This window comes from Streptomyces rhizosphaerihabitans, from assembly GCF_025399795.1.
Lineage (GTDB): Bacteria > Actinomycetota > Actinomycetes > Streptomycetales > Streptomycetaceae > Streptomyces > Streptomyces rhizosphaerihabitans.
Window position 1 is genome coordinate 81,487 of the sequence record NZ_JAODTZ010000036.1, and the last position, 24,217, is coordinate 105,703.

A 24,217-nucleotide genomic window follows, 5' to 3' on the forward strand; every position below is an offset into this window, starting at 1 on the left:
CGGACCGGACGGCGGCCGACGACGACCGGCCGCCACCCGACGTGCACCCCCTGCTGTGACGCTGACTCATGGGTGGTCCGGGGCGGCTCGAGCCGTGTACCGGGCGCCCGGGGGAGGCACGCCGGGAAGGCGGACGGCGAGCGAGTCGATGGCGGACGGTGGCTACAGCCGATGGCCGACGGTGGCCACCGTCTCCGTGCCCGGCGCGGGACGGCAGTCACCGTCTCCGTGTCCAGCTCGGGACGGGCCCGACGATCGGCGGGCTGGGCGGGTTCGACCGCGCGCCGGGCCCGATCACCGCAGGTGCTTCTCGAGGAACGCGATCTCCGCCTCGACGGCTTGTTCGTGCGCATCGAGGAACGGGGCGTAGTGACGGCCGGGGAGATGAAGTACCTCGGAGTCCGGTGCGTTGTGGGCGGCCCGGACGGCTGGGCCGGGAAGCGCGCTCTGGTCCTGGTCGCACACGACCACCAGCAGAGGGCATTGAATACGAGGGGCGTGGCGTCCTGGTCGGTACCCGCCGATCTGCAGCGCGATCCGAGCGGCGACCGTCCGCTCCCAGTTCGGGTAGCGGTGATCGGGATCCAGAGCGCGGTCCCCGTCCATGGCGTCGGCCGTGGTGAGCGAGGCGACGGCGCCGCGTACTCCCGCCGTGGGGACGAGCAACGGCGGCCGCCCGAGGAGGCTGCCGAGCGCGTCCGCGATGCCTCGGCCGAAGAGCCGGAGGAACGCGAGAGGGGTCATGGAGCGCAGCGCGTGTGGCGCGAGTGCGGGGCCGTCGACCAGCGGTGACTGGGCGATGGCGGAGGCCAGCCGTGGGTTGTCGGCCGCGACCTGGAAGATGTGGCCGCCGGCGAGGGAGAACCCCCAGAGCGAGATCTTGTCGGGATCCACGTCGGGCAGTTCCGCCGCGCAGCCGATCGCGGCCTGCCAGTCGGCGCGTTGCTCATCGAGGCGGACCACCTGGCGCGGCACGCCCCCGCTCTCCCCGAACCCCCGGTGGTCGAAGGCCAGGACGGCGAAGCCCGCGTCGTGGAATCGCTGTGCGAAGCGGTCCGAGGCCGGCTCCTTCGTGACGGCGGTTCCTCCGGCCATGATCACGCAGCCGCCGTTGGTGCCTGGATAGTGCCATGCGGCGCATGTGGTGTCGCCGCTGGTGAAGCGTAGTTTCTTCCGTTCCTTGAGGGCGGGCATATCGGCCTCCGTGGTGGATTCGGTCGTTCCTGTGAGGGCGTTCCTGGTTTGGTCCGCCGACCCGAGCGAGGGAAAGGAGTGGGTGCGGATGACATCCATCGTCGGGCGCGGTCACCGAGACGGGCGCCGCAGCGCGGCGGAATGAGCGAAACTTGTCCCCATGGCACACGTATCGGCGGATTCCGTACTGAGCCTCACGGACCAGCGGCTGGTGGCCGCTCTGCAGTGCGACGGCCGTGTCACCGCGGAACGGGCGGCCCAGATACTGGGTCTCAGCTCTGCGACCGTGCGCCGCCGTCTGCACGTGCTGCGGGCCGACGGCACCGTGCGTGTGGTGATCTCACCTGTCGCCCGGCCGCGCAACGGAGGCTCTGCCGGGGCGCTGTTCCTGCGCATCCGGGTCCTGCGAGGAAGGCTGGACACGATCGTGGCCGCGCTCGCCGGGCGCGATGACATCTCGTTCATCGACGTCAGCACCTCGGGTGACGAGATCTTCGCGGTCGCCCGTACCGAGCCGGGATCGCGTGATCCGTTGGTTTTCCGCCAACTGCCCTCCACCCAGGCGGTCACGTCCTTGGAGAGCGCCACGGTGCTGCACGTCTTCCGGCTCACGTCCGAGTGGCGTCACAACGTCCTGACGGCACCGGAACGCGCGGCCCTCACCCCGGCCGAGCCGGTCCCCGGCCGGACGTCTTCCGGATCCCCGGGCCCGTACGGCGTCGACACCGATCCCCTGGAACAGTCCCTCATCGACGCGCTCACCCCCGACGCGCGCCTCTCCGCCGCGGAGCTGGCCGGGCGCACCGGACACGCGGAGACCACGGTCCGCCGACGCATCGCCCAACTGGCCGCACAGGGCCGTCTGATCACCCAGGTTCAGGTGGACACGCGCCGTCTCGGGCTGCCCATCGAGGCCAAACTCCTGTTGCACGTGGCCCCCGACCATCTGGCCGCCGCCGGAAAGGCGCTGGCGGATCATCCTTCGGTGCACGGGGCGTTCGCGACCACGGGACCCTCGAACCTCCACGCGGCCGCGTACTTCTGTGACCTGACAGCCCTCTACGACTTCCTCTCCCGCGACTTGGTCGGCCTGGGAATCACCCGTGTCGAGACGGCCATCGTCGGCCGCGTCGTCAAACGGGGCGGCGCGGGTGTCTGACCGGCTCCGGCGCCGCACCGACCGGCGATGTCCTGGCAGCGCGACGAAACGGCAAAGGGGCCTTCAGACAGCTCATCGGGCGACCGACCCGATGAGGTCGGTGGTCGCGTCCCACAACCGACCGGCCATGGCCGAGTCGAGACCGGCCTTGCCCTGCCGGCGGACGGCCGGGGAGCCCCGGAGACCGCCCAGGCCGTCCGGCCCTACGTAGGAGTTGCCTGGGACGTCTTGGGTCGCGGCGTAGAGCAGAGACAGCGCTCCGCGCTCCGGGTGGTTGGTGAGGAACGTGAGCCGGTTGATGACGTTCGACCGGGAGTGGGCCGCCAGCGTGGTGCGGGCGATGCCCGGACTCGCGAGCACCGAACGTACCGGGCTGCCGTCGGCGGTCAGCCGACGCTGCAGCTCCAGCGAGAACAGGACGACAGCGAGCTTCGACGCCTCGTAGGCACGCATCCCGTGATGCCTGCGCGTGCGCCAGTCGAGGTCGTCCAGGTCGATCCGGCCCTGCCGGTGCAACTCGCTGGTGACGTGCACGACGCGGTCGGTGATGCGCTCAAGCAGCAAGGTGGTCAGCAGAAAGGGACCGGTGTGGTTGGTGGTGGTCTGCAGATCGAGGCCGTCGGCGGTCCGCGCGGCGGGGATGTCCATCACGCCGGCGTTGTTGATCAGGATGTCGATATCGCCGGACCAGGAGCCGGCGAAGGCTCGTACCGAGGCCAGATCCGACACGTCGAGGGGCCGGATGTCGAAGCTGCCGGGCAGTTCGGCCACGGCGCGGCGGGCCTTGCCGGTGTCGCGTACCCCCAGCACGACGCGGGCACCGGCGCGCGAGAGCTCGCGTGCCGTGATCAGGCCGAGGCCTCGGCCTGCACCCGTGATCACCACCGTACGGCCGGTCAGGTCCGGGAGGTCATTCGCTGTCCAACTCGTCATGGGTCCTGTCTCCGTGGTTCGCGGGTTCGCGGGTTCGGGGCGATCGGTGATCGCATCGCCAGTGAACTCGTCGCACCGCGGGCGCTGGAAGGACACGCGCAACCACTGACCGGCAGGTCGTGGCTAAGGCGCGCCGGATGGCCAACGATGGGGACCATGGACCACATGTTCGACCGCTCGTCCCTGGGCGCCTTCCTGCGCACCCGGCGTGCGGCGCTGCAACCGGAGGACGTCGGGTTGCGTCGCGGGCAGCGTCGGCGTGCCCCGGGCCTGCGCCGCGAGGAGGTGGCGGAACTGTGCACCATGTCCGCCGACTACTTCGCCCGGCTGGAACGCGGCGACGGGCCGCAACCGTCGGAACAGATGGTCGCGGCCCTCTCCCGCGGTCTGCGGCTGACCCCGGACGAACGCGATCACCTGTTCCTGCTCGCCGGCTACCGCACCGCCCGCCGTGATCTGAGGCGTCACCATGTGAGCCCCGGGCTGATGCGGGTCATGGACGGCTTGACCGGCGCCACCGCGCAGGTCATGGGCCCGCTGGGCGAGACGTTGCTGCAGACGCCGTCCGCGGTGGCACTGCTCGGCGACCAGACCCGGTACACGGGCAACGCCCGCAGTGCGACGTACCGGTGGTTCACCGATCCGGCCGCCCGTGAGCGGTACCACCCCGAGGAGCACGACGACAACAGCCGGATCAACGCCGCGCTGCTGCGCGCGGCTGTCACCCGGGACGGGCCAGGCTCTCCAGCGGCGGACTTGGCGGACGTCCTGCTGCGCACCAGTGATGAGTTCGCCCGATGGTGGGAGCGGCACGAGGTGGGCCTGAGATGGAGCGAGACCAAACGATTCGTCCATCCCCAAGTGGGGCGGCTGGACCTGTACTGCCAGCTCCTGCTCGAGCCGGACCAGGGACAGGCGCTGCTCATATTCACCGCCACCCCGGGTACGCGGAGCCACGAGAAACTCGCCCTGCTCACCGTGCTGGGCACCGACCGTTTCGCCGCCGGTACCGAGTGACACCACCCGTGGTGTCGGCGACACCGGCTCGGAACGGAGCCGACAGAACCAGGCCCCAAGGTCCTGACTTTGGTGGTGATGTCGGTGGGGTGCCGGGTACTTGGACACGTCGAGTGCCGCATTCCCCGAACGGTGTGTACATATCGGCACCGCAACAGGCGAGTTGGTGATGCGGATCTTCTCCGAACGCATGGCCGGGCTCAGGCGTTGAGCTGGGATGCTGCGAGGTAGATGGGGTGTTCGATCTCAGGTGGTTCGCGATTGCCTCGCCTGCGAGGGCGTCCCTGCGGAAGATGCGCCATCGCTTCGCCGCCGCTGCGCCCGTCCTTCGTACCGGATCCGGCATGGCTGGTGCGCGGCGGGACCCAACAGTCGTCTACGGCCATCCCTTGATATTCGCGTGGAATCCCGGCCTTCGGGCCGGGCGGGAATGCGATGCTCGGTCTGGAGGCGCGAAGCGCCGGAGATCACTGCGTTTGTGTGGTGACGGTCAGGCCGGCCGTTTCTGGCTCTCGATGTACTCCTTGACGATGCTCAGTGGCGCGCCGGCGCAGGATCCGGCGAAGTAGGACGGGGACCAGAACACTGGGCCGGTCCCGATCCGGTTGATCCGGCCGGTGTACTCCGCTCGCAGGTAGCGGGAGCTGACGCCCTTGAGGCTGTTGACGAGCTTGGACAGGGCGATCTTCGGCGGGTAGTGCACGAGCAGGTGGACGTGATCGCCTTCGCCGTTGAACTCCCGCAGTTCCGCGCCGAAGCTTTCGCACACATCGCGCATGATCTCCTCGCAGCGCGTCAGCATCTCGCCGTTGAAGATCTCCCGCCGGTATTTCGTGACGAACACCAAGTGTGCGTGGAGGTTGAAAACGACATGATTTCCTCGTCGGACATCGGGATCTGGTTCCCAGCGCGGTGACATACACCAAGTGTAGTAGGATCGAGTGGACTCGACCGGGGGGTGGGCTGGATGATCCGTGCGTACAGATTCCTGCTGCGGCCCACCGTCCGTCAGGCGCAGGCACTTTCCGAGATGCTGCGGGATCACTGCTCCCTCTACAACGGGGCCCTGCAGGAACGCCGCGACGCCTACCGGCACCCGTCGAAGACCAGCGTCCAGTACGGGATGCAGTCCGCGCAGCTCAAGGAGATCCGGGCATTCGACCCGGAGCGCCAGGGCCGCTGGTCCTTCAGCTCGCAGCAGGCCACTCTGCGCCGCCTGGACAAGGCGTTCGCCGCGTTCTTCCGGCGCGCCAAGTCCGGCGACACCCCGGGCTACCCGCGCTTTCGCGGGGTGAACTGGTTCGACACGGTGGACTTCCCCAAGGACGGGGACGGCTGCCGCTGGGACTCCACCCCGCACGACCCGGTCACCCGCGTCCGCCTCCAGGGTGTCGGGCATGTGAAGGTCAACCAGCACCGCGCCGTGAAAGGCAGGGTCAAGACCGTCTCCGTCAAGCGTGAGGGCCGCAAGTGGTTCGTGGTGCTCACCGCCGAACAGGACCAACCGCAGCCGCTGCCCGCGACTGGCAGCGTGGTCGGGATCGACCTGGGCATCGCGAACTTCCTCGCCGACTCGAACGGCGTCTTCGTGCCCAACCCGCGCCACGGCCGTCGTGCGGCCACCAAGCTCCAGGCCGCGCAGCAGGCACTGTCGCGCTTCCCGCGCCGCAAGGCCAAGGACCGCACCGCCAACCACCAGCGCGCGGTGGAGAAGGTCGCCCGACTGCACGGCAAGATCCGCCGTCAGCGGCTGGACCACGCGCACAAGATCGCCCTGGACCTGGTCCGCGCACACGATGTCATCGCGCACGAGGACCTCCAGATCCGCAACATGAGCAAGGTCCCAGCATCGAAGCCCGACCCCGGCCGGTCGGGCGTGTTCCTGCCCAACGGGGCAGCCGCCAAGGCCGGACTCAACAAGTCGATCAGCGATGCCGGTTGGGGGGTGTTCCTGACGATCCTGCACGCCAAGGCTGAGAGCGCCGGACGGGAAGTGATCGCCGTGGACCCCCGCAACACCTCACGCACCTGCCCCCACTGCGGGCACACCGCCAAGGAGAACCGGCCCACACAGGAAAGATTCTGCTGCCTCTTGTGCGGCCACACCGCGCACGCCGACACGGTCGGGGCAGTCAACGTTCTACGGGCCGGGCTGGTCCGTCGCCACGCCGACCCGGCATAGCGAGAAGCCCCGTCCTTCAGGACGGGGAGGAGTCACGAACTTGCCGCCGGTGACACCGGATGTCATCCTCCCCGGAGTTGCCTCCCGGCTGCCCGAGTCACTCGCTGTGCCAGGTTTATCCGTCAGGGCGCGTCCGCCGATCGCCGGGTCAACAACCTTGCCACGGCGAGAGATTGCCCTCGGACGGCATCGAGCAAGCGAGCGGAACGAAGTTGAGGGCGGGTGGTTTGCAGATGCGCGTGGCAGTCGTCGGAGCCGGTCTCGGCGGCCTTTGTCTGGCCCAGGGGCTCAGACGGGCCGGCATCGATGTCGTCGTGTACGAGCGCGACTTCGGCCTGGACGCCCGACAGCAGGGCTACCGACTGCACATCGACGGACGGGCCGCGCAGGGGCTTCAGGCGTGTCTTCCGCCGGAGTTGTACGACTTGTTCCTGGCGACCGCGAGCAGCCCCAGCCGACAGGTCACCGTCGTGACCAAGCAGCTCAAGCCGCTGCACCGTGTCGAGTTCCCCGAGCCGGACATGTCCGTCCCCGCCAGGGTGAACACCTCGGTGGACCGGTTCGTGCTGCGGACGATCCTGCTGGCCGGGCTGGAAGACCTCGTGAGATTCGGGAAGACGTTCGTCCGCTATGAACAGGACGACAAGGACCCCGCAGGCGGCGTACGGGCCTTCTTCGAGGACGGTACCCAGGACGTCGCCGACGTCCTGGTGGGCGCGGACGGCGTAGGCTCCCGCGTCCGGGGTCAGTACCTGCCGCTGGCGCGAGTGCGGGACACCGGGGACCGGGTGCTGTACGGGAAGACACCACTCAGCGACGAGAGGGCCGCCCGACTGCCGGGCATGCTGTGGGACGGCTTCGCCGCCGTCGTGGGTTCGCGCAAGCTGGGCATGGCCCTCGGGCTGGTGCGGTTCCAGGAGCGGCCCGCCGATGCCGCGGCCCGGCTCTGGCCTGCGGCGGACTTCGAGGGCGCGGACTCGTACGTCATGTGGGCGTTGTCGGGGAAGGGCAGCGCGTTCCCGGCCGACGGACGCATGCGGGCGCTGGACGGCTCGGGGCTGCGGGCCATCGCCGAGGATCTGGTCTCGGGCTGGCATCCCCACCTGCGGCAGCTGGTCGTCGGGGCGGCACCGGAGGAGACGTTCTTCGTCGGCATCCGCACCTCTGACCCGGTCGGACCGTGGCCGACGACGACGGTCACGCTGCTCGGGGACGCGATCCACGCGATGCCGCCCAGCAGGGGTTCCGGCGCGAACATCGCCCTCAAGGATGCGGGCCGGCTGTGCGCCGAGCTGACGCGGGTGGCCGAGGGCGGGCAGGAACTGCTGGAAGGGATCGGGCGCTACGAGAGCGACATGATCGACTACGGTTTCACCGCGGTACGCGACTCCTTGGCGGTGGCTCGCCAGGGCGGCGGTCCGGTGGCGACCGCGGCCTCCCTCCTCTCCCGGCTGACCGGTCGTCGCACCGCCTGACGGGCGGGCGGGAGCCGATCGGTTCCCGCCGAGACCCGGTCGTGGTGACCGCCCCAGTCGGCCGTCGAACCGCCGACGGCCCTGCGGGACGACGGCCGCGGCTGCCGGGAGCGCTCGGAAACGCAAGCCGCGCTCGTCGTGTGGTTCGCCGCCTTGCGATGGTTGCCGCACACGGCACGATCCCAAGGGGGCGAAGGTGGATCAGTACGAGCGGGCGTGCGTGGCACCCGCACGTTGAGCCCACGGGGGATTCGTCGATTGTCGGGCGGCAGCCGGGATGAACCCATTCGGCAGAGGGAGCCCGGTTCCGGATAGGGCTGCGCACCCCGGTGACCCCGAGGCCGCTCTCACGGAATATGAGCAAGCCCTGCTCTCACGGAATACGAGCAAGCCCTGTTTCCCCGCAGTGCAGCGGCCGCCACCGACGGCGCCCAGCTCCACGAACTTCTCTTCGGCGACAACACACCCCAAGGACTGATCGACATGTTCACCGGACACGGGCAGGACCGATGAGCCACTCAGTGTGTGGGCCCAGGGGGCATCGATGAATCGGCCAGGGCGTGCTGTCGAGCCGGCGTCGGCTACTGCTCGAGAGCGGCGCCGCCATCGGCTCCAGGAAGCGGAGCAGGCATAGCGGCAGAGGTGGGCGGTGGAGGAAGAGCACTGGGAGAGCCGGTTCCGGCGAGCGCGTACGTCTTGGCGTCGGACCGGTGGGGTGACGCTCCGCCAGGTCCCCGAGGCGCTGCCGGTCACCTTCCATTCCCCGTGCTCCGGTCTCCGATATTGAACTGTTTATTGATTGCAGTCACAGAAGTGACACGTTTCTTGGAGTGGGGACGGTGCACGTTCGCCCCGGGCCTACGCTATGGCGGTGACCAGTGTCGATGTCGCGGCCGAAACCACGGCCGGGAGCGGTCCCGAGCCGCGAACCCAGTCCCTGATGCTGACCTTCTTCGGCGCGCATGTGCTGGGTCGGTCCATCGCCGTGTCGTCGGGCAGTGTGATCGCCGCTCTGGGGAGGGTGGGCACTACTGAGGATGCTGTCCGGACGACGCTGAACCGGATGGTCAAACGGGGTTTGCTGGAGCGTCGCCGTCAGGGCCGGAAGACCTATTTCGGGCTGACGCCGCACGCCGTCCAGGTGCTGACGGACGGCAGGGACCGTATCTGGCGCACCGGCGCGGTCAACCGGGACTGGGACGGACGGTGGACGATGGTGGGCTTTTCGCTCCCCGAGGCCTGGAGCCGTGAGCGGCACGATCTGCGCTCCCGTCTGATCTGGGCGGGCTTCGGGCCGTTGCAGAACGGCCTGTGGGTGGCCCCGACGCGTGTCGACGTCCGCGAGATGGTGGCGGGTCTGGGCCTGGAGCCGTACCTGAGGGTGTTCCGGGCCGAAGTGGAGTCACCGACCGACGTCCGTGAGGTGCTGGAGCAGGCGTTCGACGTGCCGGCCATCGGTGCAAGGTACCGGGTGTTCCTGGAACGCTGGGACCGCACCGACCCGCTGCCCGCAGCGGCCTCCGGCGACGAACTGGCAGGTCAGCTCCTGCTGCACACCGACTGGCTCGACCTGGTGCGGCGCGACCCGCATCTGCCCGCCGAGCATCTTCCGGCGGACTGGCCCGCCGCCCGGGCGGAGACTGTCTTCCGCGGTCTGGCCAGCCGCTGGGAGCGCTCGGCACTGCGGGCCGCCGCAGACATTCTCGACACTCTGCCCCTGGGCTGACCTGCTCCCGGAGCCTCGGGTGCCTGCCTGTGCGGACCCGTTCCCGGGCCTCGGGCGCCTACCTGTGCGGACTCGCCTCGCGGATCTTTCTCGCGGGCCTGCCTGTCGCATTATTGGGCAGTCTATTGACGGCAATCAAAAAAGAGCCCTAAGTTCGCAGCGCGCAGCAGCTTGCTCCCCCCATTCGACTTGCGGAGCCGCCGTCATGCCCCGACCCCGTCTTTCGACCCTCGCCGCCTGCACGACAGCCCTCGCCACCACACTGCTCGGGTCGGCGACAGGCGCCCAAGCCGCGGCCAGCGAGGACTACTCCGGCACTCTGTCCGACGGTGCCACCTGGATCGCGGACAAACCCGCGCAGTGGAACGGCACCCTGCTCCTGTTCAGCCACGGATTCGGACCGACTGTCGCCGCCGACGCCCCGTCGGCCGCCGCGCAGCAGGCACTGCTGGACGCCGGCTATGCCCTCGCCGGCTCCTCCTACGACCCGCACGGCTCGATGTGGGCGCTCGACTCGGCCGAGCGGGACCAGTTCGCCGCGCTCGCCGCCTTTCGGGGGCAGGTCGGCACCCCGACCCGGGTCATCTCCGTGGGTCTGTCCATGGGCGGCCTGATCAATGCCCAGATCGCCCGGGACGGTGCGGGACGCGTCGACGGCTCGCTCGGCCTGTGCGGCCTGGTCGCGGGTGGCGTCGACCTGGACAACTACCAACTGGACGCCGAGTACACCCTGGCCACGTTCTTCGACCCGGCCGACGCCGACAACCTCGTGAACCTCGGCGGCCAGGCCGACGCCGCTGCTCTCGCCGACCGGCTCTCGAAGGCGGTGGAGACGGCGCAGCAGACCCCGGCAGGGCGCGCCCGGATCGCACTGGCGGCCGCCTACCTCAACCTGGCCGACTGGGCACCCGGTCAACAGCCTCCCGCCCGCGACGACTTCGCGGGCCAGGAACAGCAGCAGTACGCATGGCTGGCCCAAGGCCTGCTCCGCTTCATCATCCCGGCGCGCTGGTCGGTGGAGCAGTCCGCGGGCGGCAACACGTCGTGGAACACGGGCGTCGACTACGCGGGGCTGCTGCACAAGTCCGCCCACGCCAAGCAGGTCGCAGCGCTCTACCGCGACGCCGGGCTCAACCTCCGCACCGACCTGAACCGGCTCACCCGCGGTGCGGACGTCATGGCCGACCCTGCCGCGGTGGCTCATCTGAAGCGGACCTCCACCGCCGGTCAGGGGGTGGCTGTGCCGCTGCTGGACATTCACACCACCGCCGACCAACTCGTGCCCGTCGAGCAGGAGTCGGCCTTCGCCGAGAGGGTGCGCAGGGCCGGTGACTCCGCACGGCTGCGCCAGGCCTACGTCGCCCGTCAGAGCCACTGCAACTTCACTACCGCGGAAGTGATCGCCGGCCTTCACGCCGTAGAGCACCGGCTGGACACCGGGCACTGGGACGACGCGGCCACCGCTGAAGAACTCCAGCACAGCGCAACCGAGTTGAACCTCGGGGGCGCCGCCTTCACCGATTACCGGCCGAGCCGTCCGACCGGCACGCGCTGACCGCGTGGCCGTTGCCTTCGCACCCCGAGATTCCCGCCCCTCAGGAGCCCTCCGTGTCAACGACGACCGAACCCTCCGTCAGAACCGCCACCGGCCCCGGCCTGACCACAGGCACCCTGGTCGCCGGTCTCCTCGCCGTCTGCCTCGCCCAGATCGGCCTGGCCATACCGGCCACCCTCAACGGGTTGTTCCAGTCCGACCTGCACCCCGTCGGCTCACAGCTCACCTGGATCTCCGACGCCTTCCTGCTCCCGGTGGCCGTACTGGAGCTGACCTTCGGCCTGCTCGGCGACCTCTTCGGCCGAAAGCGGCTGCTGGTCGGCGGCGCCGCACTGCTCGCCGTAGGAGAAGTGGTCAGCGCCACCGCCTCCGGCGTCCACCAACTCTGGACCGGACAGGCCCTGGCCGGCCTGGGCGCGGCCGCCCTGTTCCCGACCTCACTCGCCATCCTGGCCGCCGGGACCACCTCGCCCGCACAGCGCGCCCGGGTCATCGCCATGTGGGCGGCCCTGCTGTCCACCGGCGGGTTCCTCGCCCCGCTGCTCGGCGGCGTCACCGCCACCTACGGCTCGTGGCGCTGGTCCTTCGTCGTCGTCACCGCCGTCGCCGCGGCGAGCGCCGCCATCAGTGCTCGGTTCGCCGTCAACTCCAGTGCCCCCGAGGGACGTTCGATCGACATCGCAGGCCAACTGACCATAGGAATGGGTCTGTTCGCCCTGCTCTATGCCATCATCCAGGGTCCCACGGACGGATGGGGCTCGCCCTCGATCGTCATCGCCTTCGTGCTGGCGGCCGTGTTCCTCGCTGCCTTCGTCCTGGCGGAGAGGCGCGCCAAGTCTCCGCTGCTGCGGCTCGACCTGTTCCGCAACCGTGCCTTCACGGTCGCCTCCGCCGTGGCCGTGGTGGGGATGTTCGCCTTCCTGGGCACCGCCTACTCCGTCAGCATCCGCCTCGGCCCGGTGCAGGACCAAGCACCGATGCGGACGGGCCTGGCATTCGTCCTGCTCAACGGCATTGCGCTGGTGATGCTGCCGCTGACCGAGCGGCTGCTACGGACGGTGGCTCCGGGGTTGCTGCTGAGCGCCGGGCTGCTGCTGATTGCGGCGGGCGACTACTGGGCGGCCACGCTGCCGATCACCGACAGCGCGTTCACCTCGCTGATTCTGCCGCTCGGCCTGGTCGGCCTGGGCTTCGCGATCACCGTCTCGTCGATCACGGCGACCGCCGTCAACACCGTGCCGCTGCGCCTGGCCGGCATGGCAAGCGCCACCACCAACCTGCTGCGCGACTTCGGCTTCACCCTCGGTCCGGCGGTCATCGGCGCGGTGGCCCTCAGCCGCGCGGCGAGCGACTTCTCGAACTCTCTGCACGACTCCGCCCTCCCTGGGGCTCTCAAGGGAGCGGGCACGGCCGTACTGGAAGAGGGTGGCCCCCTCGCGGTGAACGGCGCCTCGGCCGCGTCCCCCGAACTGGCCGACCTGCACCCGCTCGCCCTGGACGCCCTCGGCCACGGCTATTCGATCGGCTTCGTGGTCTGCGGCTCGGCCGCACTGTTCTCCGCGTTGCTGGCCCTCGTCACACTCCGTGGTCGAGCCGCCTCGCGCGACGAATCCTCCGGACAGTAAGACGGCGCGGCATGGGCGCTGCCTGATCCCCCGGGCCGTCCAACGGGTCCTCCGCTCCGGCGTACTCCGTGTGACACACGGTTTGCCGGTCGGCGCCGGTGCCGGCGCGGTAGGGGAGTGGGAGTGCGTGGGGCGGACCCGTCGACTCGGTCCACTTCACCGTGCGGAATACGTCCTGGGGTCGAGCCTGCAAATCCTCCGCGATGGATGCAACGCCGCTGCAACACGTCACCTCCGTGCAGGCGCGGCATACGAGTCGTGAGGCCGATCCTTTCCGGGCTGTCGCCGGCAGCGCGGGCCGGCGACAGCCAACAGCACGGACCCTTGCCCGCGGACGCGAGCTTCAGACGGGTACCGGCCTCAGATACGGGTCTACTTGCTCAGGGCGAAGCGCATCAGGGCCTGTTCATCACCCTGCTTGATCTTTCCCGTCACGTTGATCACTTCAAGCTTCCAGGTACCGGCGACCCGCACGGCCTTGGCCACGGCGCAGCCGTTGTCCTGGGTGAGCAGGCTGGGCCAGATGTCCGCGACTTGCTGGGAGCTGCCGCCGGTTGCGTCGTAGACCTTGAAGCTGATGTTGCGTGCCTTCTGGAAGGAGCTTCCCTTCTTGAAGGCGGCGGCTACGAACACGATCGACGTGATGTGGGCAGGGATGCGTGCGAACTCCACCGAGACGGTTTCATCGTCGCCGTCGCCGTGTCCGTTCTGGTTGTCACCGCTGTGTATCAGGGAGCCGTTGCCCATGGGGTCGAGGGAATCGAGGCCGGCCAGGCGCACCGGGTCTGAGCCGTGCATGGCGACGGCGATCAGGTCGAGGTCGGTGCCGCTCTTGAGGCGGAGCTTGCCCATGACTCCTCCGCTGCTGCCTGCCGTAGGGTCCCATGACACCCCGATGGACAGGTGGGTTACTCCGTCCAGGTCGGCCGGGCCGTCTTCCTTGGTGAGCGTGATCATGCTTGGGCCATCCTCCGGTGAAAGGGACTACAACACGCAGAGTGTGCCTGGCGCTCAAATGGTTCCATGCGCTGGGTCCCAGCGTGCCCGCCGCCGGGAAGAGTGGGGCCCCGAGTATCCGTCGGCAGATCAGCTGAGCAAGGCAGTGTCCGGCGCCGCACGGGCATCAACTCTGCCGCCTGCTGGGCGTCGGTCGCCTGATGTCCGCTGGTCCGGATCGGGCCACTCGTATCCGTCGCGTCCTCGAACCGCGTACGACCGAAAACCGTCGGAGGGGCGGCTTTCAACAACTGCTTGCTCCGCCATGTCCACGGACAGTGGTCCGTCCCGGGTGGGCGGACAGCTCGTGGTCGTTGCCGACGGACAGCTCGGCTGCCTGACCAGAACCATGAATGATCATCTGTGCGGGCCGGCGGCAGTGGGTGTCGCCTCGGCGCTCGTGGGGCGCTCACGGGGTGCCGATGAGGTGCCGACTCACGGACCGTTCGCACGTCGGCTCCCACCGGAGGCGTCCAGCGGGTGATCATGCATGATGGCCGCCATGAGGGAATGGATGCAGGCTCGTCCGTGGTGGCAGGAACTGCTGATGAACTGGCTGCTGTTCAGCGTCGGGGTTCTGGTTTTCGGTGCCCTGTTCGCGGTGACGCTCGGTTGGACCGATACGGTGCCGCGCAACGCCTTCAAGTTCCTGACGATCACCCTTGCGTGGTCGGCGCTGGTGACTCCGTTTGCGCGGTGGCGGCGCCGGGCGCGCAGTTCGACCGCCCGGTGATTTCGTCTCTGTGGTCCTGCTGGTCGCTGTCATCGTGCGAGGGGGGCGGGGGGACGACGTCCTGACCGATCCCGCTCTGCGGCCGACCGGGCGCAGCGCTCCCGAAGACAGGGGCAGGCCCGTGGTCCTTCCCCTGCTCGTCGTCAATACGGCGCTGGCCCTCGCACTCCTGGTGTTCGGCTGACCACCGGTGGCCGGGCCGTCGTGGTAGCGGACCCGCGGGAGACCGCCGTGCCGCGACCCGCGTGGTGCCTTCACCCGGAGAATCCTCACAGATCTGCGCAAGGCTGCGTGGAATCCGGGCTGTTGTGTCCCAGAGCTGGGCGCGCAGCACCGACGGAGCGGATCCCGGCTCGGTCGCGCGGACCGCACACGAATGGGAGTACTACTTCGCATCCCAGGCCCACGAGGCGATAGGCCGACTCCGTGGGACCCCGGCGGACATGGAGACCTACCTCCAGGTCCGGCGCGGCATCGCCGGTACCGACCTGCCGCTCTCCCTCGGTGAGCGGGCCGCCGGCATCACCGTCCCCGCGGCCGCCTTCCACAGCCCGCAGCTGCGGATCATGAGGCAGGCAGCCATCGACGTCACCTTCATGTGCAACGACGTCTACTCGTTGGAGAAGGAGGAAGCGCGCGGCGACATGGACAACCTCGTCCTGGTCATCGAACACAGCCGCCGCTGCACCCGCGACGAAGCGATCAGCCACGCCCGCCGGGAGGTCCGTCGGCGCGCCGAACGGTTTCAGGAACTCGCCCTGCAGATGCCCGCCCTGTGCGCACAACTGAGGCTGACCGGCGGGGCAGCGGCCGCCGTGGACACGTACATCGAGATCATGGGCGCGTGGATGAGCGGATATCACGCCTGGCAGACCCAGACCCAGCGCTACACGAGGGCACCCCACGTCCTCCCCAGCACCGGACCTGGTTACTTCGACCAGATCCTCGGCGCGTGACAGCACCTTGCAGGCGCCGTCAGTTCCGGGTGTGAGCAGTTGCGGCGCAGGAAGCAGCCGACCTCGCCGAAGCCGTCCGCATGGAAGCCTCCGCCCGCGCCCACCGGCTGCGCCCGCTGCGCAACCTCGGAGCGGGACTGACTTCTTTCTGACACCGGCATCGGCAGCGCCGACTCCGAGACCGAGGCGCACTACCGACCCCGCCGCCGTGCACGGCGAGAGGCACGGCGGGAATCCTCTCCTGTGGGCGGGAAGCCGATCCTGGTCCAGACAGCCGAGCCGGCCGCGGCCCGCCGGGGCAACTACACGATCGAGGAGCTTGCCGACTTCGACCCGCGACGTGACGCGGTACGTGCGAGTGGCCGGTCCAACAGTTGTCGGAGATGCCGGTGCAGAAGGGGCCAGGAACGTTCAACCAGAGCCGGTCCCCCCAACGCTCGCCGAAGGACGTCTCGGGCTCGTGTGTTCGATCGGAAGGCCTCTGTCTAGGCTTTGCGGGCGAGCAGTTGAACCTCCTGGAACTGCCGCCGGTCGGTGGGCTGAGGCTCGCGAACCATCCGGGCCACCTCGGCCAACCCGGACTCGCGCAGCATCGCGGCGAGATGATCAGGCCACCACCGATAGGCCGGCGCGACGGTGTGATCGAAGACCTGCGTCGGGTGGGAGGGATCATCGCTTGCCGAAAAGCCGACCAGAAGGTGGCCGCCAGGTGCCAGCACACGATGGAACTCAGCCAGGATGACGGGGAGTTCCTGCGGGGGAGTGTGGATGATGGACCAACGTGAGAGTACGCCGCCGAGCACGCCGTCGGCGATGTTCGACGCGGTCATCGAGCCTACGTCGAACCGCAGGCCCGGATAGGCCTGCCGAGCCAACTTGATCATTGCAGGAGAGACGTCGACACCGAACGCCGCCAGCCCCAGCTCATCCAGATAAGCGGTGATATGGCCAGGCCCGCACCCCAGATCCGCGACTTGGCCGTCCCCACTCGCACTTGCGACCTCGGCGAAGGCGTTCAAGATCGCGCGGTCCAGCGGGCTGTCACGCAGCGTGTCGCGGAACAGCTCCGCATAGGTGGGGGCAACAGCGTCGTAAGCATCGCGGGTGACACTGAGGGCATCGTGTTCGACCATGCTCGCGACAGTAGTTCCTGGCTCCGAGGCGAGCCGAGAGAATCACGAGTTCCCTCCCGCCCGTTCGCCCGGGCTGTCGCCAGTTCGGAGAGACAGGCGTCGGATGCCCTCGACTCCGGCCCGATGTGACTCGTCTCGCTAGTTGTCGTCCTACGAGGACCCCGACCTGGGGTTTCGATGACCGATCGGCACGATATCTGTCGTGAAATCGGCAGGCTTCTTGTCGTCTGGTGGGCATTGGCGGGCAAATTCCCCGACCCGGCGCTGGTCCGTGCGCGCAAACGGCTCGAACACCTCCGCCGCGAACGTCTCCAACTCACCGCGCACCAGCGCAATCTCGTCCGGAGTCGCACACCCTCCGCCTGGGCCTGGACGGGCTGGAGGATCTGGGCGGGCAGGGCCGCAAACGACGGATCACCGAGGCCGAACGCTCGAGGATCATCGGCCTGGTCGAGCAGCACCCACCAGTCCCGAGAGCCTCCCAGGCCTGCCGGCAGGCCTGGGAGGCGCGACGAGGCCTGCGCTATGGGTTGACGTACTTACAGCTCCTGCATAGCTTGCGTCTTGCAGTATCGAATTGAATCGTTTCAAAATAATTCGAGCCGTCATCCGCCCGCCCTGGCCTGCGCATTCCTCGGCGGAGCATCGTCGCGTCCGGATCATCAAGGGAAGCACCCGCAACCTCGGAGTACGCATGATCATTTACGGCAGAAGGCATCTACCCCGTAGACGCAGCTCGACCGGCGCAGCCATCTCGCTGGGCCTGGCCCTCATCCTCGCCATGCTCGCCCAGCCGATGGCACCGTCCGCCACAGCAGCGACGCGGGCTCTCGTCTCCGCAGAGCGTGCAGCCCACTCCAAGGCGCCCCGAGTCCCCAGTGACTGGCGGGAGTACGTCCAGACTCCGAAGCGTTCCGATGTGTGCCCGGTTTCCGTGGTCAGCACGTCAGGCGCTGTCGAAGGCGCCCGGAACCTTCTGTGCGGCGGGTCGGGCGGAGCAACGCTGACCTACGTCGACGGCGGAGAAGCACCGACCGTCCTTCTCGACTATGGCCAAGAGGTAGGCGGCCTGCCCTACTTCAACGTCTCTGCCAAGTCCGGGTCCCCGACCTTGAAGGCCGCGTACAGCGAGGGCCTGCAGTACATGAGCCCGTCCGGTGACGGGTCGCCGCCATGGGCCGACGGCGACAGTTCTCGATCCAACACCTACCAGGTCTCTGGACCGGGCACGATCACCAACCGCTCCGCGCAGGGAGGCGAGCGGTACCAGCAGATCACGCTCTCCACGCCAGGCCGCCTGACACTGAGCAAGGTCGGAATCGACTACATCGCCGACCGCACCCAGGCAGACGGGTACGGGGGCCACTTCCTCTCGAGTTCGGACGAGTTGAACAAGATCTGGTACGCCGGTGCGTACACCTTGCAGACCGATCTCGTTCCGGCCAACTCCCTTCCCGGGTCCTGGTCCGTCCAGGACGGCGCTTTGAATGCCGGCGGTTCGAAGATCAATGACGGTGCCGGGGTCCTGAATCGTGGAGCCTCCTGGAGCGACTACACGACGACCTTCCGGACGAAGATTCTCCACAACCAGGCCGGGTGGATGGTCCGCGCGCAGAACTCTCAGAACGGCTACCTGTTCATTCTCGACGACAGCACCGACACCGGCGGTGCCCCGAATACGCTGCAGAAGTTCAACGTCCATGACGGGGCCTACACCAGCCTCGGCTCCGTAGCTCTGCCGTCCTCCGTGGACGAGGGGACCTGGCACACCGTGGCTACCACGGTGTCCGGAGCCGACATGACGATCTCGCTGGACGGCAGGCAGATCGACCGCGTCGACACGTCGGCTCTGCCCTCCGGCGCCGTTGCCGATCCAGCTGGGACCATAGGGTTTCGTGAGTTCGGCGACGAGAAGGCGGCCTTCAAGGACCTCACTGTCGTCAGCAGTACGGGCACGACGCTCTACAGCACCGCTCTGACCGCTCCCGCCGCGCTCGCCGACTTCACTCCACCGGGGTCCAACGCGCTGGCGTCGGTGCTCGACGGAGCCAGGCGCGACCGTGCGATCTGGAGCGGCGACATCCTGGTCGAGGGCCTCACCGACTACTACTCCGTGAACAACCCGGAGTACATCAAGCAGTCCCTGAACCTGCTGGGCAGCCGGCAGCTTTCCAGCGGGTTCGTTCCCGGCGCCCTTCACCCGGCGACCGTGCCGCACCTCGGACCGCTCACCCCGGGCGACACGACCACCTACTCGGCCACGTACTCCATGTACTTCGTCACCGGCCTGGCAAGCTACTACCTCCACACCGGCGACAAGGATTTCATCGCCAGGCAATGGCCCGTCGTCAAGCGTGAGCTCGCCTGGAACGCGACGCGGCTCGACGGGAACGGCTTGTTCTCGACCAGAGCCGGAGTCGACGGCGCGGACTGGAACTTCTACGACAGCGACAAGGGCGGCGAGGTCTCCGCTTACAACATCCTTTACTACAAGACACTGCTCGACGGTGCGGCACTGGCGACCGCCGCAGGAGAGGCCTCACAAGCCGCTGCCTACAGGGCGGATGCCGAGACGCTGAAGACGCGGATCAATGAACGTCTCTACGACTCGAAGAGCGGCCTCTACAAAATCAGTGACACCCAGTCAGGAGTCGCGCAGGACGCCAACGCCCTGGCCGTCCTGTACGGAGTCGCGCCGTCCTCGAAGCATGAGGAGATCCTGGCCAAGCTCAAGTCGGCCCTGTGGAGCTCCCCTTACGGACCGCTTCCCTTCTCCTCCGACGCAGGCAACAAAGACCTGGTCAGCCCCTTCATCAGTGGGTTCGAACTCCAGGCACGCCTGGCGGCCGGCGACACCGCGAACGCGCAGGAGCTCTTGCACAATGTGTGGGGTCACATGATCGCTGCGGGCCCGAACCGCACCGGGACCATGTGGGAGAACATCTCCGGCCGCGACGGGACACCTGGCCTGGGGTCGGGGACGAGCCTGTCCCACGGGTGGTCCACAGCCCCGACATCCGCATTGTCGAGCTACGTCCTGGGCGTTCGTCCGGATACAGCGGGATACACCAGCTGGACAGTCCAGCCCCACCCCGGAGACCTCACCTGGACGCGAGGAATCGTTCCTACCCCGCAAGGCGACATCGACGTCCGCTGGACTGCCAGGACTGGCGCTGATCGGTTCAGTCTGACCGTCAATGCCCCCAAGGCCACCAGTGGCACCATCGCGATCCCGGTCTCCGGCCAGGCCCGCACCGTCGCCGTCAACGGCAAGGTGGTGTGGCGTCACGGGGCCTTCACTGCTGCGGCTGGAGTTACCGGTGGCCACTTTGAATCCGGCTACGTCTACCTGAAGGTGAAGCAGCACGGCAGCTACAAGGTCACCTCGCGCTAGGTGTTCTGTCCCGGGAGGTTGTGGACGGGTGAGCCAGGTCTCGGCTGAGGAATCTTGAACGGGTGAGGGCCTTCCGGTTCGGTGTGGATTGCGACGTCTACACCAACCGAAAGGCCCTCGTGGTCCACCGTAATGCACCCCTGACCGAGACCGGCCGTCTGCGTCTGGCCCGCTGCGTGGTCGAGGACGGCTGGCCGCTGCGTCGGGCCGCCGAACGCTTCCAGGTCTCACCGACCACGGCACAGCGATGGGCCGACCGCTACCGGGCCCTTGGTGAGGCCGGGATGGCCGACCGCCCCTCCCGGCCTCGCCTGAGCCCGCGCCAGACACCGACCCGCACCGAACGCCGGATCATCAAGGTCCGCGTCCTGCGCCGGTGGGGCCCGGCCCGCATCGCGCACCTGCTGGGCCTGGTGCCCTCGACCGTGCACTGGGTGCTGACCCGCTACCGCCTGGCCCGGCTCACCCACCTGGACCGGGCCACCGGCCGCGTCATCCGCCGCTATGAACGCGACCGGCCCGGCGAGCTGATGCACGTGGACATCAAAAAGCTCGGCAACATCCCCGACGGCGGCGGCCACAAGACCCTGGGCCGCCAGGCCGGCCGCAAGACCCGCTCGAACGTCGGCTACAGCTACATCCACACCGCCGTCGACGACCACTCCCGCCTCGCCTACAGCGAGATACACACCGACGAGAAGAAGGAGACCGCCACCGGCTTCTGGCAACGGGCCCAGGCGTTCTTCACTTCGTGCGGGATCACCGTCGAACGAGTCCTGACCGACAACGGCGCCTGCTACAAGTCCCACGTCTGGCGCGACACACTCGCAGCGGCCGGGATCACCCACAAGCGAACCCGGCCCTACCGGCCGCAGACGAACGGCAAGGTCGAACGCCTCAACCGCACCCTGCTGGAGGAGTGGGCCTACGCCCGCCCCTACCGCTCAGAAACCGAACGACGCGACGCGTTCCCGCAATGGCTGCACACCTACAATCACCACCGCGGACACACCGCGCTCGCAGGCAAACCACCCGCCAGCCGCGTCCCCAACCTCACAGGGCAATACAGCTAGGGGCCGACTGTCATCACGACAGATGTCTTGCCGACGCCACAGTCAGCGTGACGAGTCACACCCGATCCGGACCAGATGCCCCGGCTTGAGGAGATCCACGGCAACCTCCTCGACCGCCTGGAGAAGCAAAGGACCAGGGATAGCCAGATCGTGCTTCGGGCGGTCGTGTTCCTACCCGGCTTCTGGTGCGCCGTAGGAGAACTCGTACCCGGTGAAGTCGGCGACGTGGACGTATCCGATGCGCTGGTAGAGGGCGTTGCTGGTGGGGTTGGCGGGGTCCGTGAAGAGCACGACGTCCGTCGCGCCCGCGGCCAGCGCGGCTCTGCTGACCTCGACGGTCACGGCCCCCGCGTAGCCGCGGCCCCGGAGGTGGGACGGGGTGTAGACGGGGTCCACCCGGATCATGCCGCCGACCATGGAGGTCGCGGCCGCCATGGAGGCGGGAATGCCGTCCGGGGTCTCCCAGAACGTGAAGTGTCTGTCGGCGAAGCGCGAGTCGGCCCAGGAGCCGGCGTCAATGGCCGCTATGGAGACGTTCTCTCCGACATCGACGCAGAACTCGCGGCACCAGCGCACGACGTGCTCGTGATCCTGCTCGCCCGCGACGCGACCCCGCCCCTCCGGGCGCGGCTGCGGCGGGGTGAGTCCGCGGAGACGGTAGAGATGCGTCCGCCAGAAGGGCACCGGCACAGCGCCCGTGTGCCGCTGCCATGCCTCGGCGAAAGCGGTGGCGGTGTCGTGGTCCGCGATGACGTTGGAGGGGGAGTGACCGAGGCCGGCCAGGTGAGCGGCGAGCGTACCGGCCTGCTCGGCGGAGAGCGGGGTGAGGCCCAGACGGCCGCGCGGAGTCCGGTAGAAGATGGCGCGAACCTGACCTGCTGCCTCCAGCCGGCCGAAGACGGTGGCTGCAGGGCCGTGTGGGTCTGTCCCACGTGTTCGCGGTCCCGCTCGCAATTTGTCGATGTCCGTCAGTGGCGTGTTGTGCAGGGCGGGGCGCGAGCGCAGGAAGTCTCCCGCTCGGGCGAGGAAGGCGTCGACGTCTTCGGTGAGGTGCCAGTCATCCGGGCGCATGCTTCATGATCCCCGCTGAACTCGGCTCGGGGCGCACTTGCCTGGAGATGAGCCGTCGCCACGACCGGGCCCGCGCTTTTCGGCCGGGCGAGGCAACTGCTGCTGATCACCTCCGCTCCTCCGGACGGGGCGTCGGAGACGTCGCAGGTGTGCGCAGCGACATCGGCGACGGAGGGCGGCCGCGCCGCTGAGTCGTCGGACGCGGAATCCGAGTGCCGTGCCGGCTGCGATGGCCGCCTTGGATAATGAGGGCGCGGGCGTCGGCCAGGGGCTGTGCCTCAAAGAGAAGCGGATCTGCTGCGCTGTGGAGCGCCCGGGGGAGAGGAAGAGGCCATGACAGACACGGACGGCGAGCGCCGACCTGCCGGTGAGTTGGAGGCGAGTGTGCTCGCGGCGTTGTGGGCGGCGGCCAAGCCGCAGACCGCGGCGCAGGTCAGGGCCGCGATGGCGCAGCCGCTCGCTCGTACCACTGTCGCGACTCTGCTGGCCCGTCTCTGCGACAAGGGGGCCGTCGGGCGCAGCCCTGGGAAGCGGGGGTTCGTGTATTTCCCCGTGGCCGACTCGCACGGGCTGACGGCTCGCCGTATGCACCGCGAACTCGATCAGGACGGTGATCGGAGCATGGTGCTGGCCCGGTTCGTCGAGGGGCTGAGTCCAGAGGACGAGGTCGAGTTGAAGCGCTTGTTGGGGGAGAACGGGCAGTGATCGCGCTGCTGCTGCTTCCGTTGGTGCTCCCGTTCGCCCTGCCGTCGCTCGCCAGGCGGGTCGTGCTTCGTGTGCACCCCGACGTGGCGCTGTGGACCGTCACTTCGGCGGCGACGGTACTGGCGATCGGCGTCGTGGCGTGCCTGGGCGTTCTGTCGCTGCCGATCGCACTCGCGGTTCCGGCACTCGGTCGGCTGGCCGAGCTGATGCAGCCGCTCGACGCGGGTCCTGCGGCAGTCGTGCGGGCCTTGTCCGTCCTCGCCGGGGGAGCGCTCGCGGTCACCTGTCTCACCGCTGGGCGACGGGGGCTGGCAGAGGTGCGGCGATTCCGTGCGGCGCACGGCGATGTCACAGACCTGCCGCACGTCGGCGGACTCTGCGTCGTGGACGACGTCCGGGCGCAGGCGTACGCGCTGGGCGGCACTCGCCGCAAGGAGAGCCGGATCGTGGTCACCACGGGCATGCTGCGCGCTTTGACCCCGCCGGAGCGTGAGGCTCTTCTCGCGCACGAGCGGGCTCATCTCACCGGGCGTCATCATGTCTTTCTCGCCGCGGCGCAGTTCGCCGGATGGTGTCATCCTGCGCTTGCCGCTGTCGTGGCGCAGGTGTCCTTCGCGGCCGAACGTGTCGCGGACGAAGCGGCCGCGGAGGCCACCAAGGACCGCAGGCTGACGGCTCACGCCGTGGGCCGCGCGGCACTCGCCGCGACACGTGACGGGGGCCGTGCCGTCCCGCCGCCTTTCGCCGCGGGAGCCTCCAGCGGGCCGGTACCCGTCCGGGTGAGGGCCCTGCTTGAGCAGGTGCCGTCCCGTCGGTTCGCAGGGACCGTGGTCGCTGTGGTTCTGGTGTGCGGGGTCGCCGGGGCGTCGTCCATCGCGGGCGCGGTGTCACTGCACCGCGATGTCGAGGTCGCCCAGGGTGAGGATCCCGGCGACTGAACCGGCAGGCGGGCTAAGGGACTTGACCCTCGTGTGACTCCCGCCGGGGGCGGGAGTCCGGCGTGCTGGAGGGATGCGCCGTGGACTGCGGCGGGGGCCGCGTCGGCGCGAACCACGTACTGATCAGCGTGTCGAACGAGCCTGGTTGTCGCCCTCTCCCGCCCTCTGCTGTCCCCCTGAATGGTGATTAGGTAAACCGCGGGCCCCGGGAGAGACCACCGGCGTCCGTCACCCGACGACGGTCCAGGTGTCGCCGCCGGCGAGGAGTGCGGCGAGGTCGCCTTTGCCGTTCTGTTCGATGGCGGTGTCGAGCTGGTCGGCCATCTGCGTGTCGTAGACCGGCCGGTCGATT

At 68.7% G+C, this 24,217-nt stretch carries 20 protein-coding genes and 2 pseudogenes; 15 read left to right on the top strand and 7 right to left on the bottom strand.

The genetic code is table 11. The features are described from left to right. Positions 1-294 precede the first annotated feature (294 nt). A complete protein-coding gene (locus N4G66_RS29965; RefSeq protein ID WP_261707377.1) occupies positions 295-1,194 on the bottom strand; it encodes an alpha/beta hydrolase in 900 nt (299 codons plus the stop codon). Positions 1,195-1,354: 160 nt separating this feature from the next. Here N4G66_RS29965 and N4G66_RS29970 point away from each other — a divergent pair, with 160 nt between their 5' ends. Continuing rightward, complete coding sequence (locus N4G66_RS29970) at positions 1,355-2,353, top strand: Lrp/AsnC family transcriptional regulator (protein WP_261707378.1); 999 nt, start codon at positions 1,355-1,357, stop codon at positions 2,351-2,353. Between the two features lie 72 nt (positions 2,354-2,425). Here N4G66_RS29970 and N4G66_RS29975 read toward each other — a convergent pair whose 3' ends face one another. Beyond that, a complete protein-coding gene (locus N4G66_RS29975; RefSeq protein WP_261707379.1) occupies positions 2,426-3,286 on the bottom strand; it encodes an SDR family NAD(P)-dependent oxidoreductase in 861 nt (286 codons plus the stop codon). A 165-nt stretch (positions 3,287-3,451) separates the two neighbouring features. Here N4G66_RS29975 and N4G66_RS29980 point away from each other — a divergent pair, with 165 nt between their 5' ends. After that, positions 3,452-4,303 (top strand): helix-turn-helix transcriptional regulator, encoded by an 852-nt coding sequence (locus tag N4G66_RS29980; protein ID WP_261707399.1) that lies wholly within the window; start codon positions 3,452-3,454, stop codon positions 4,301-4,303. Between the two features lie 490 nt (positions 4,304-4,793). Here the strand turns inward: N4G66_RS29980 and tnpA are convergent, their stop codons facing one another. Further along, on the bottom strand, positions 4,794-5,222 hold the full coding sequence (tnpA, locus tag N4G66_RS29985; protein WP_261707380.1) for an IS200/IS605 family transposase: 429 nt from the start codon (positions 5,220-5,222) through the stop codon (positions 4,794-4,796). 48 nt (positions 5,223-5,270) lie between these two features. On the opposite strand from tnpA, the gene N4G66_RS29990 reads away from it, so the two are divergent. From N4G66_RS29990 to N4G66_RS30015, 5 genes are all read left to right on the top strand, one after another. Beyond that, positions 5,271-6,485 (top strand): RNA-guided endonuclease InsQ/TnpB family protein, encoded by a 1,215-nt coding sequence (locus N4G66_RS29990; protein WP_261707381.1) that lies wholly within the window; start codon positions 5,271-5,273, stop codon positions 6,483-6,485. Between the two features lie 233 nt (positions 6,486-6,718). Then, positions 6,719-7,960, top strand: a complete 1,242-nt coding sequence (locus N4G66_RS29995; protein ID WP_261707382.1) for an FAD-dependent oxidoreductase — start codon at positions 6,719-6,721, stop codon at positions 7,958-7,960. An 865-nt stretch (positions 7,961-8,825) separates the two neighbouring features. After that, positions 8,826-9,686 (top strand): PaaX family transcriptional regulator, encoded by an 861-nt coding sequence (locus N4G66_RS30005; protein ID WP_261707383.1) that lies wholly within the window; start codon positions 8,826-8,828, stop codon positions 9,684-9,686. Between the two features lie 205 nt (positions 9,687-9,891). Then, a complete protein-coding gene (locus N4G66_RS30010; RefSeq protein WP_261707384.1) occupies positions 9,892-11,241 on the top strand; it encodes an alpha/beta hydrolase in 1,350 nt (449 codons plus the stop codon). 53 nt (positions 11,242-11,294) lie between these two features. Beyond that, positions 11,295-12,866 carry an MFS transporter gene (locus tag N4G66_RS30015; protein ID WP_261707385.1) on the top strand — a complete coding sequence of 524 codons (1,572 nt, stop codon included), beginning with the start codon at positions 11,295-11,297 and terminating at the stop codon, positions 12,864-12,866. Between the two features lie 372 nt (positions 12,867-13,238). Here the strand turns inward: N4G66_RS30015 and N4G66_RS30020 are convergent, their stop codons facing one another. Beyond that, positions 13,239-13,823 carry a TerD family protein gene (locus tag N4G66_RS30020; protein WP_261707386.1) on the bottom strand — a complete coding sequence of 195 codons (585 nt, stop codon included), beginning with the start codon at positions 13,821-13,823 and terminating at the stop codon, positions 13,239-13,241. A 541-nt stretch (positions 13,824-14,364) separates the two neighbouring features. Between N4G66_RS30020 and N4G66_RS30025 the strand changes: the two genes are divergently transcribed. From N4G66_RS30025 to N4G66_RS46240, 4 genes and pseudogenes are all read left to right on the top strand, one after another. Further along, entirely contained in the window at positions 14,365-14,595 is a 231-nt protein-coding gene (locus N4G66_RS30025; RefSeq protein WP_261707387.1) for a hypothetical protein, read from the top strand. 34 nt (positions 14,596-14,629) lie between these two features. Beyond that, complete coding sequence (locus N4G66_RS30030; RefSeq protein WP_261707388.1) at positions 14,630-14,779, top strand: hypothetical protein; 150 nt, start codon at positions 14,630-14,632, stop codon at positions 14,777-14,779. A gap of 64 nt (positions 14,780-14,843) precedes the next feature. Further along, on the top strand, positions 14,844-15,551 hold the full coding sequence (locus N4G66_RS30035; RefSeq protein ID WP_261707400.1) for a terpene synthase family protein: 708 nt from the start codon (positions 14,844-14,846) through the stop codon (positions 15,549-15,551). 141 nt (positions 15,552-15,692) lie between these two features. Then, a pseudogene (locus tag N4G66_RS46240) lies at positions 15,693-15,881 on the top strand (N-acyl homoserine lactonase family protein); the annotation flags it as partial. 155 nt (positions 15,882-16,036) lie between these two features. On the opposite strand, the gene N4G66_RS30040 reads toward N4G66_RS46240, so the two are convergent. Then, positions 16,037-16,684, bottom strand: a complete 648-nt coding sequence (locus N4G66_RS30040; protein WP_261707389.1) for a class I SAM-dependent methyltransferase — start codon at positions 16,682-16,684, stop codon at positions 16,037-16,039. Positions 16,685-17,378: 694 nt separating this feature from the next. Between N4G66_RS30040 and N4G66_RS30045 the strand changes: the two genes are divergently transcribed. Both N4G66_RS30045 and N4G66_RS30050 read left to right on the top strand, forming a co-directional pair. Beyond that, a complete protein-coding gene (locus tag N4G66_RS30045) occupies positions 17,379-20,078 on the top strand; it encodes an alpha-L-rhamnosidase-related protein (RefSeq protein WP_261707390.1) in 2,700 nt (899 codons plus the stop codon). A gap of 119 nt (positions 20,079-20,197) precedes the next feature. Then, the gene (locus N4G66_RS30050) at positions 20,198-21,151 is read left to right on the top strand and encodes an IS481 family transposase (protein WP_261707401.1); all 954 of its coding nucleotides are present in this window, start codon (positions 20,198-20,200) and stop codon (positions 21,149-21,151) included. Positions 21,152-21,322: 171 nt separating this feature from the next. Here the strand turns inward: N4G66_RS30050 and N4G66_RS30055 are convergent, their stop codons facing one another. Then, positions 21,323-22,222, bottom strand: coding sequence for a GNAT family N-acetyltransferase (locus tag N4G66_RS30055; protein ID WP_261707391.1), 900 nt, complete (start codon positions 22,220-22,222; stop codon positions 21,323-21,325). A gap of 333 nt (positions 22,223-22,555) precedes the next feature. On the opposite strand from N4G66_RS30055, the gene N4G66_RS30060 reads away from it, so the two are divergent. Next, the gene (locus N4G66_RS30060; protein WP_261707392.1) at positions 22,556-22,927 is read left to right on the top strand and encodes a BlaI/MecI/CopY family transcriptional regulator; all 372 of its coding nucleotides are present in this window, start codon (positions 22,556-22,558) and stop codon (positions 22,925-22,927) included. Next, the gene (locus N4G66_RS30065; RefSeq protein ID WP_261707393.1) at positions 22,924-23,865 is read left to right on the top strand and encodes a M56 family metallopeptidase; all 942 of its coding nucleotides are present in this window, start codon (positions 22,924-22,926) and stop codon (positions 23,863-23,865) included. Before N4G66_RS30060 ends, N4G66_RS30065 begins: the two co-directional genes overlap by 4 nt. 228 nt (positions 23,866-24,093) lie before the next feature. Here the strand turns inward: N4G66_RS30065 and N4G66_RS30070 are convergent. After that, positions 24,094-24,217, bottom strand: a pseudogene (locus N4G66_RS30070) (2-oxoacid:ferredoxin oxidoreductase subunit beta); the annotation flags it as partial.

Excerpts from the sequence above, each read along its gene's own strand:
- N4G66_RS29965 (WP_261707377.1), bottom strand. The coding sequence starts at position 1,194 with ATGCCCGCCCTCAAGGAACGGAAGAAACTACGCTTCACCAGCGGCGAC.
- N4G66_RS29970 (WP_261707378.1), top strand. The coding sequence starts at position 1,355 with ATGGCACACGTATCGGCGGATTCCGTACTGAGCCTCACGGACCAGCGG.
- N4G66_RS29975 (WP_261707379.1), bottom strand. The coding sequence starts at position 3,286 with ATGACGAGTTGGACAGCGAATGACCTCCCGGACCTGACCGGCCGTACG.
- N4G66_RS29980 (WP_261707399.1), top strand. The coding sequence starts at position 3,452 with ATGTTCGACCGCTCGTCCCTGGGCGCCTTCCTGCGCACCCGGCGTGCG.
- tnpA (WP_261707380.1), bottom strand. The coding sequence starts at position 5,222 with ATGTCACCGCGCTGGGAACCAGATCCCGATGTCCGACGAGGAAATCAT.
- N4G66_RS29990 (WP_261707381.1), top strand. The coding sequence starts at position 5,271 with ATGATCCGTGCGTACAGATTCCTGCTGCGGCCCACCGTCCGTCAGGCG.
- N4G66_RS29995 (WP_261707382.1), top strand. The coding sequence starts at position 6,719 with ATGCGCGTGGCAGTCGTCGGAGCCGGTCTCGGCGGCCTTTGTCTGGCC.
- N4G66_RS30005 (WP_261707383.1), top strand. The coding sequence starts at position 8,826 with ATGGCGGTGACCAGTGTCGATGTCGCGGCCGAAACCACGGCCGGGAGC.
- N4G66_RS30010 (WP_261707384.1), top strand. The coding sequence starts at position 9,892 with ATGCCCCGACCCCGTCTTTCGACCCTCGCCGCCTGCACGACAGCCCTC.
- N4G66_RS30020 (WP_261707386.1), bottom strand. The coding sequence starts at position 13,823 with ATGATCACGCTCACCAAGGAAGACGGCCCGGCCGACCTGGACGGAGTA.
- N4G66_RS30025 (WP_261707387.1), top strand. The coding sequence starts at position 14,365 with ATGAGGGAATGGATGCAGGCTCGTCCGTGGTGGCAGGAACTGCTGATG.
- N4G66_RS30040 (WP_261707389.1), bottom strand. The coding sequence starts at position 16,684 with ATGGTCGAACACGATGCCCTCAGTGTCACCCGCGATGCTTACGACGCT.
- N4G66_RS30045 (WP_261707390.1), top strand. The coding sequence starts at position 17,379 with ATGATCATTTACGGCAGAAGGCATCTACCCCGTAGACGCAGCTCGACC.
- N4G66_RS30055 (WP_261707391.1), bottom strand. The coding sequence starts at position 22,222 with ATGCGCCCGGATGACTGGCACCTCACCGAAGACGTCGACGCCTTCCTC.
- N4G66_RS30060 (WP_261707392.1), top strand. The coding sequence starts at position 22,556 with ATGACAGACACGGACGGCGAGCGCCGACCTGCCGGTGAGTTGGAGGCG.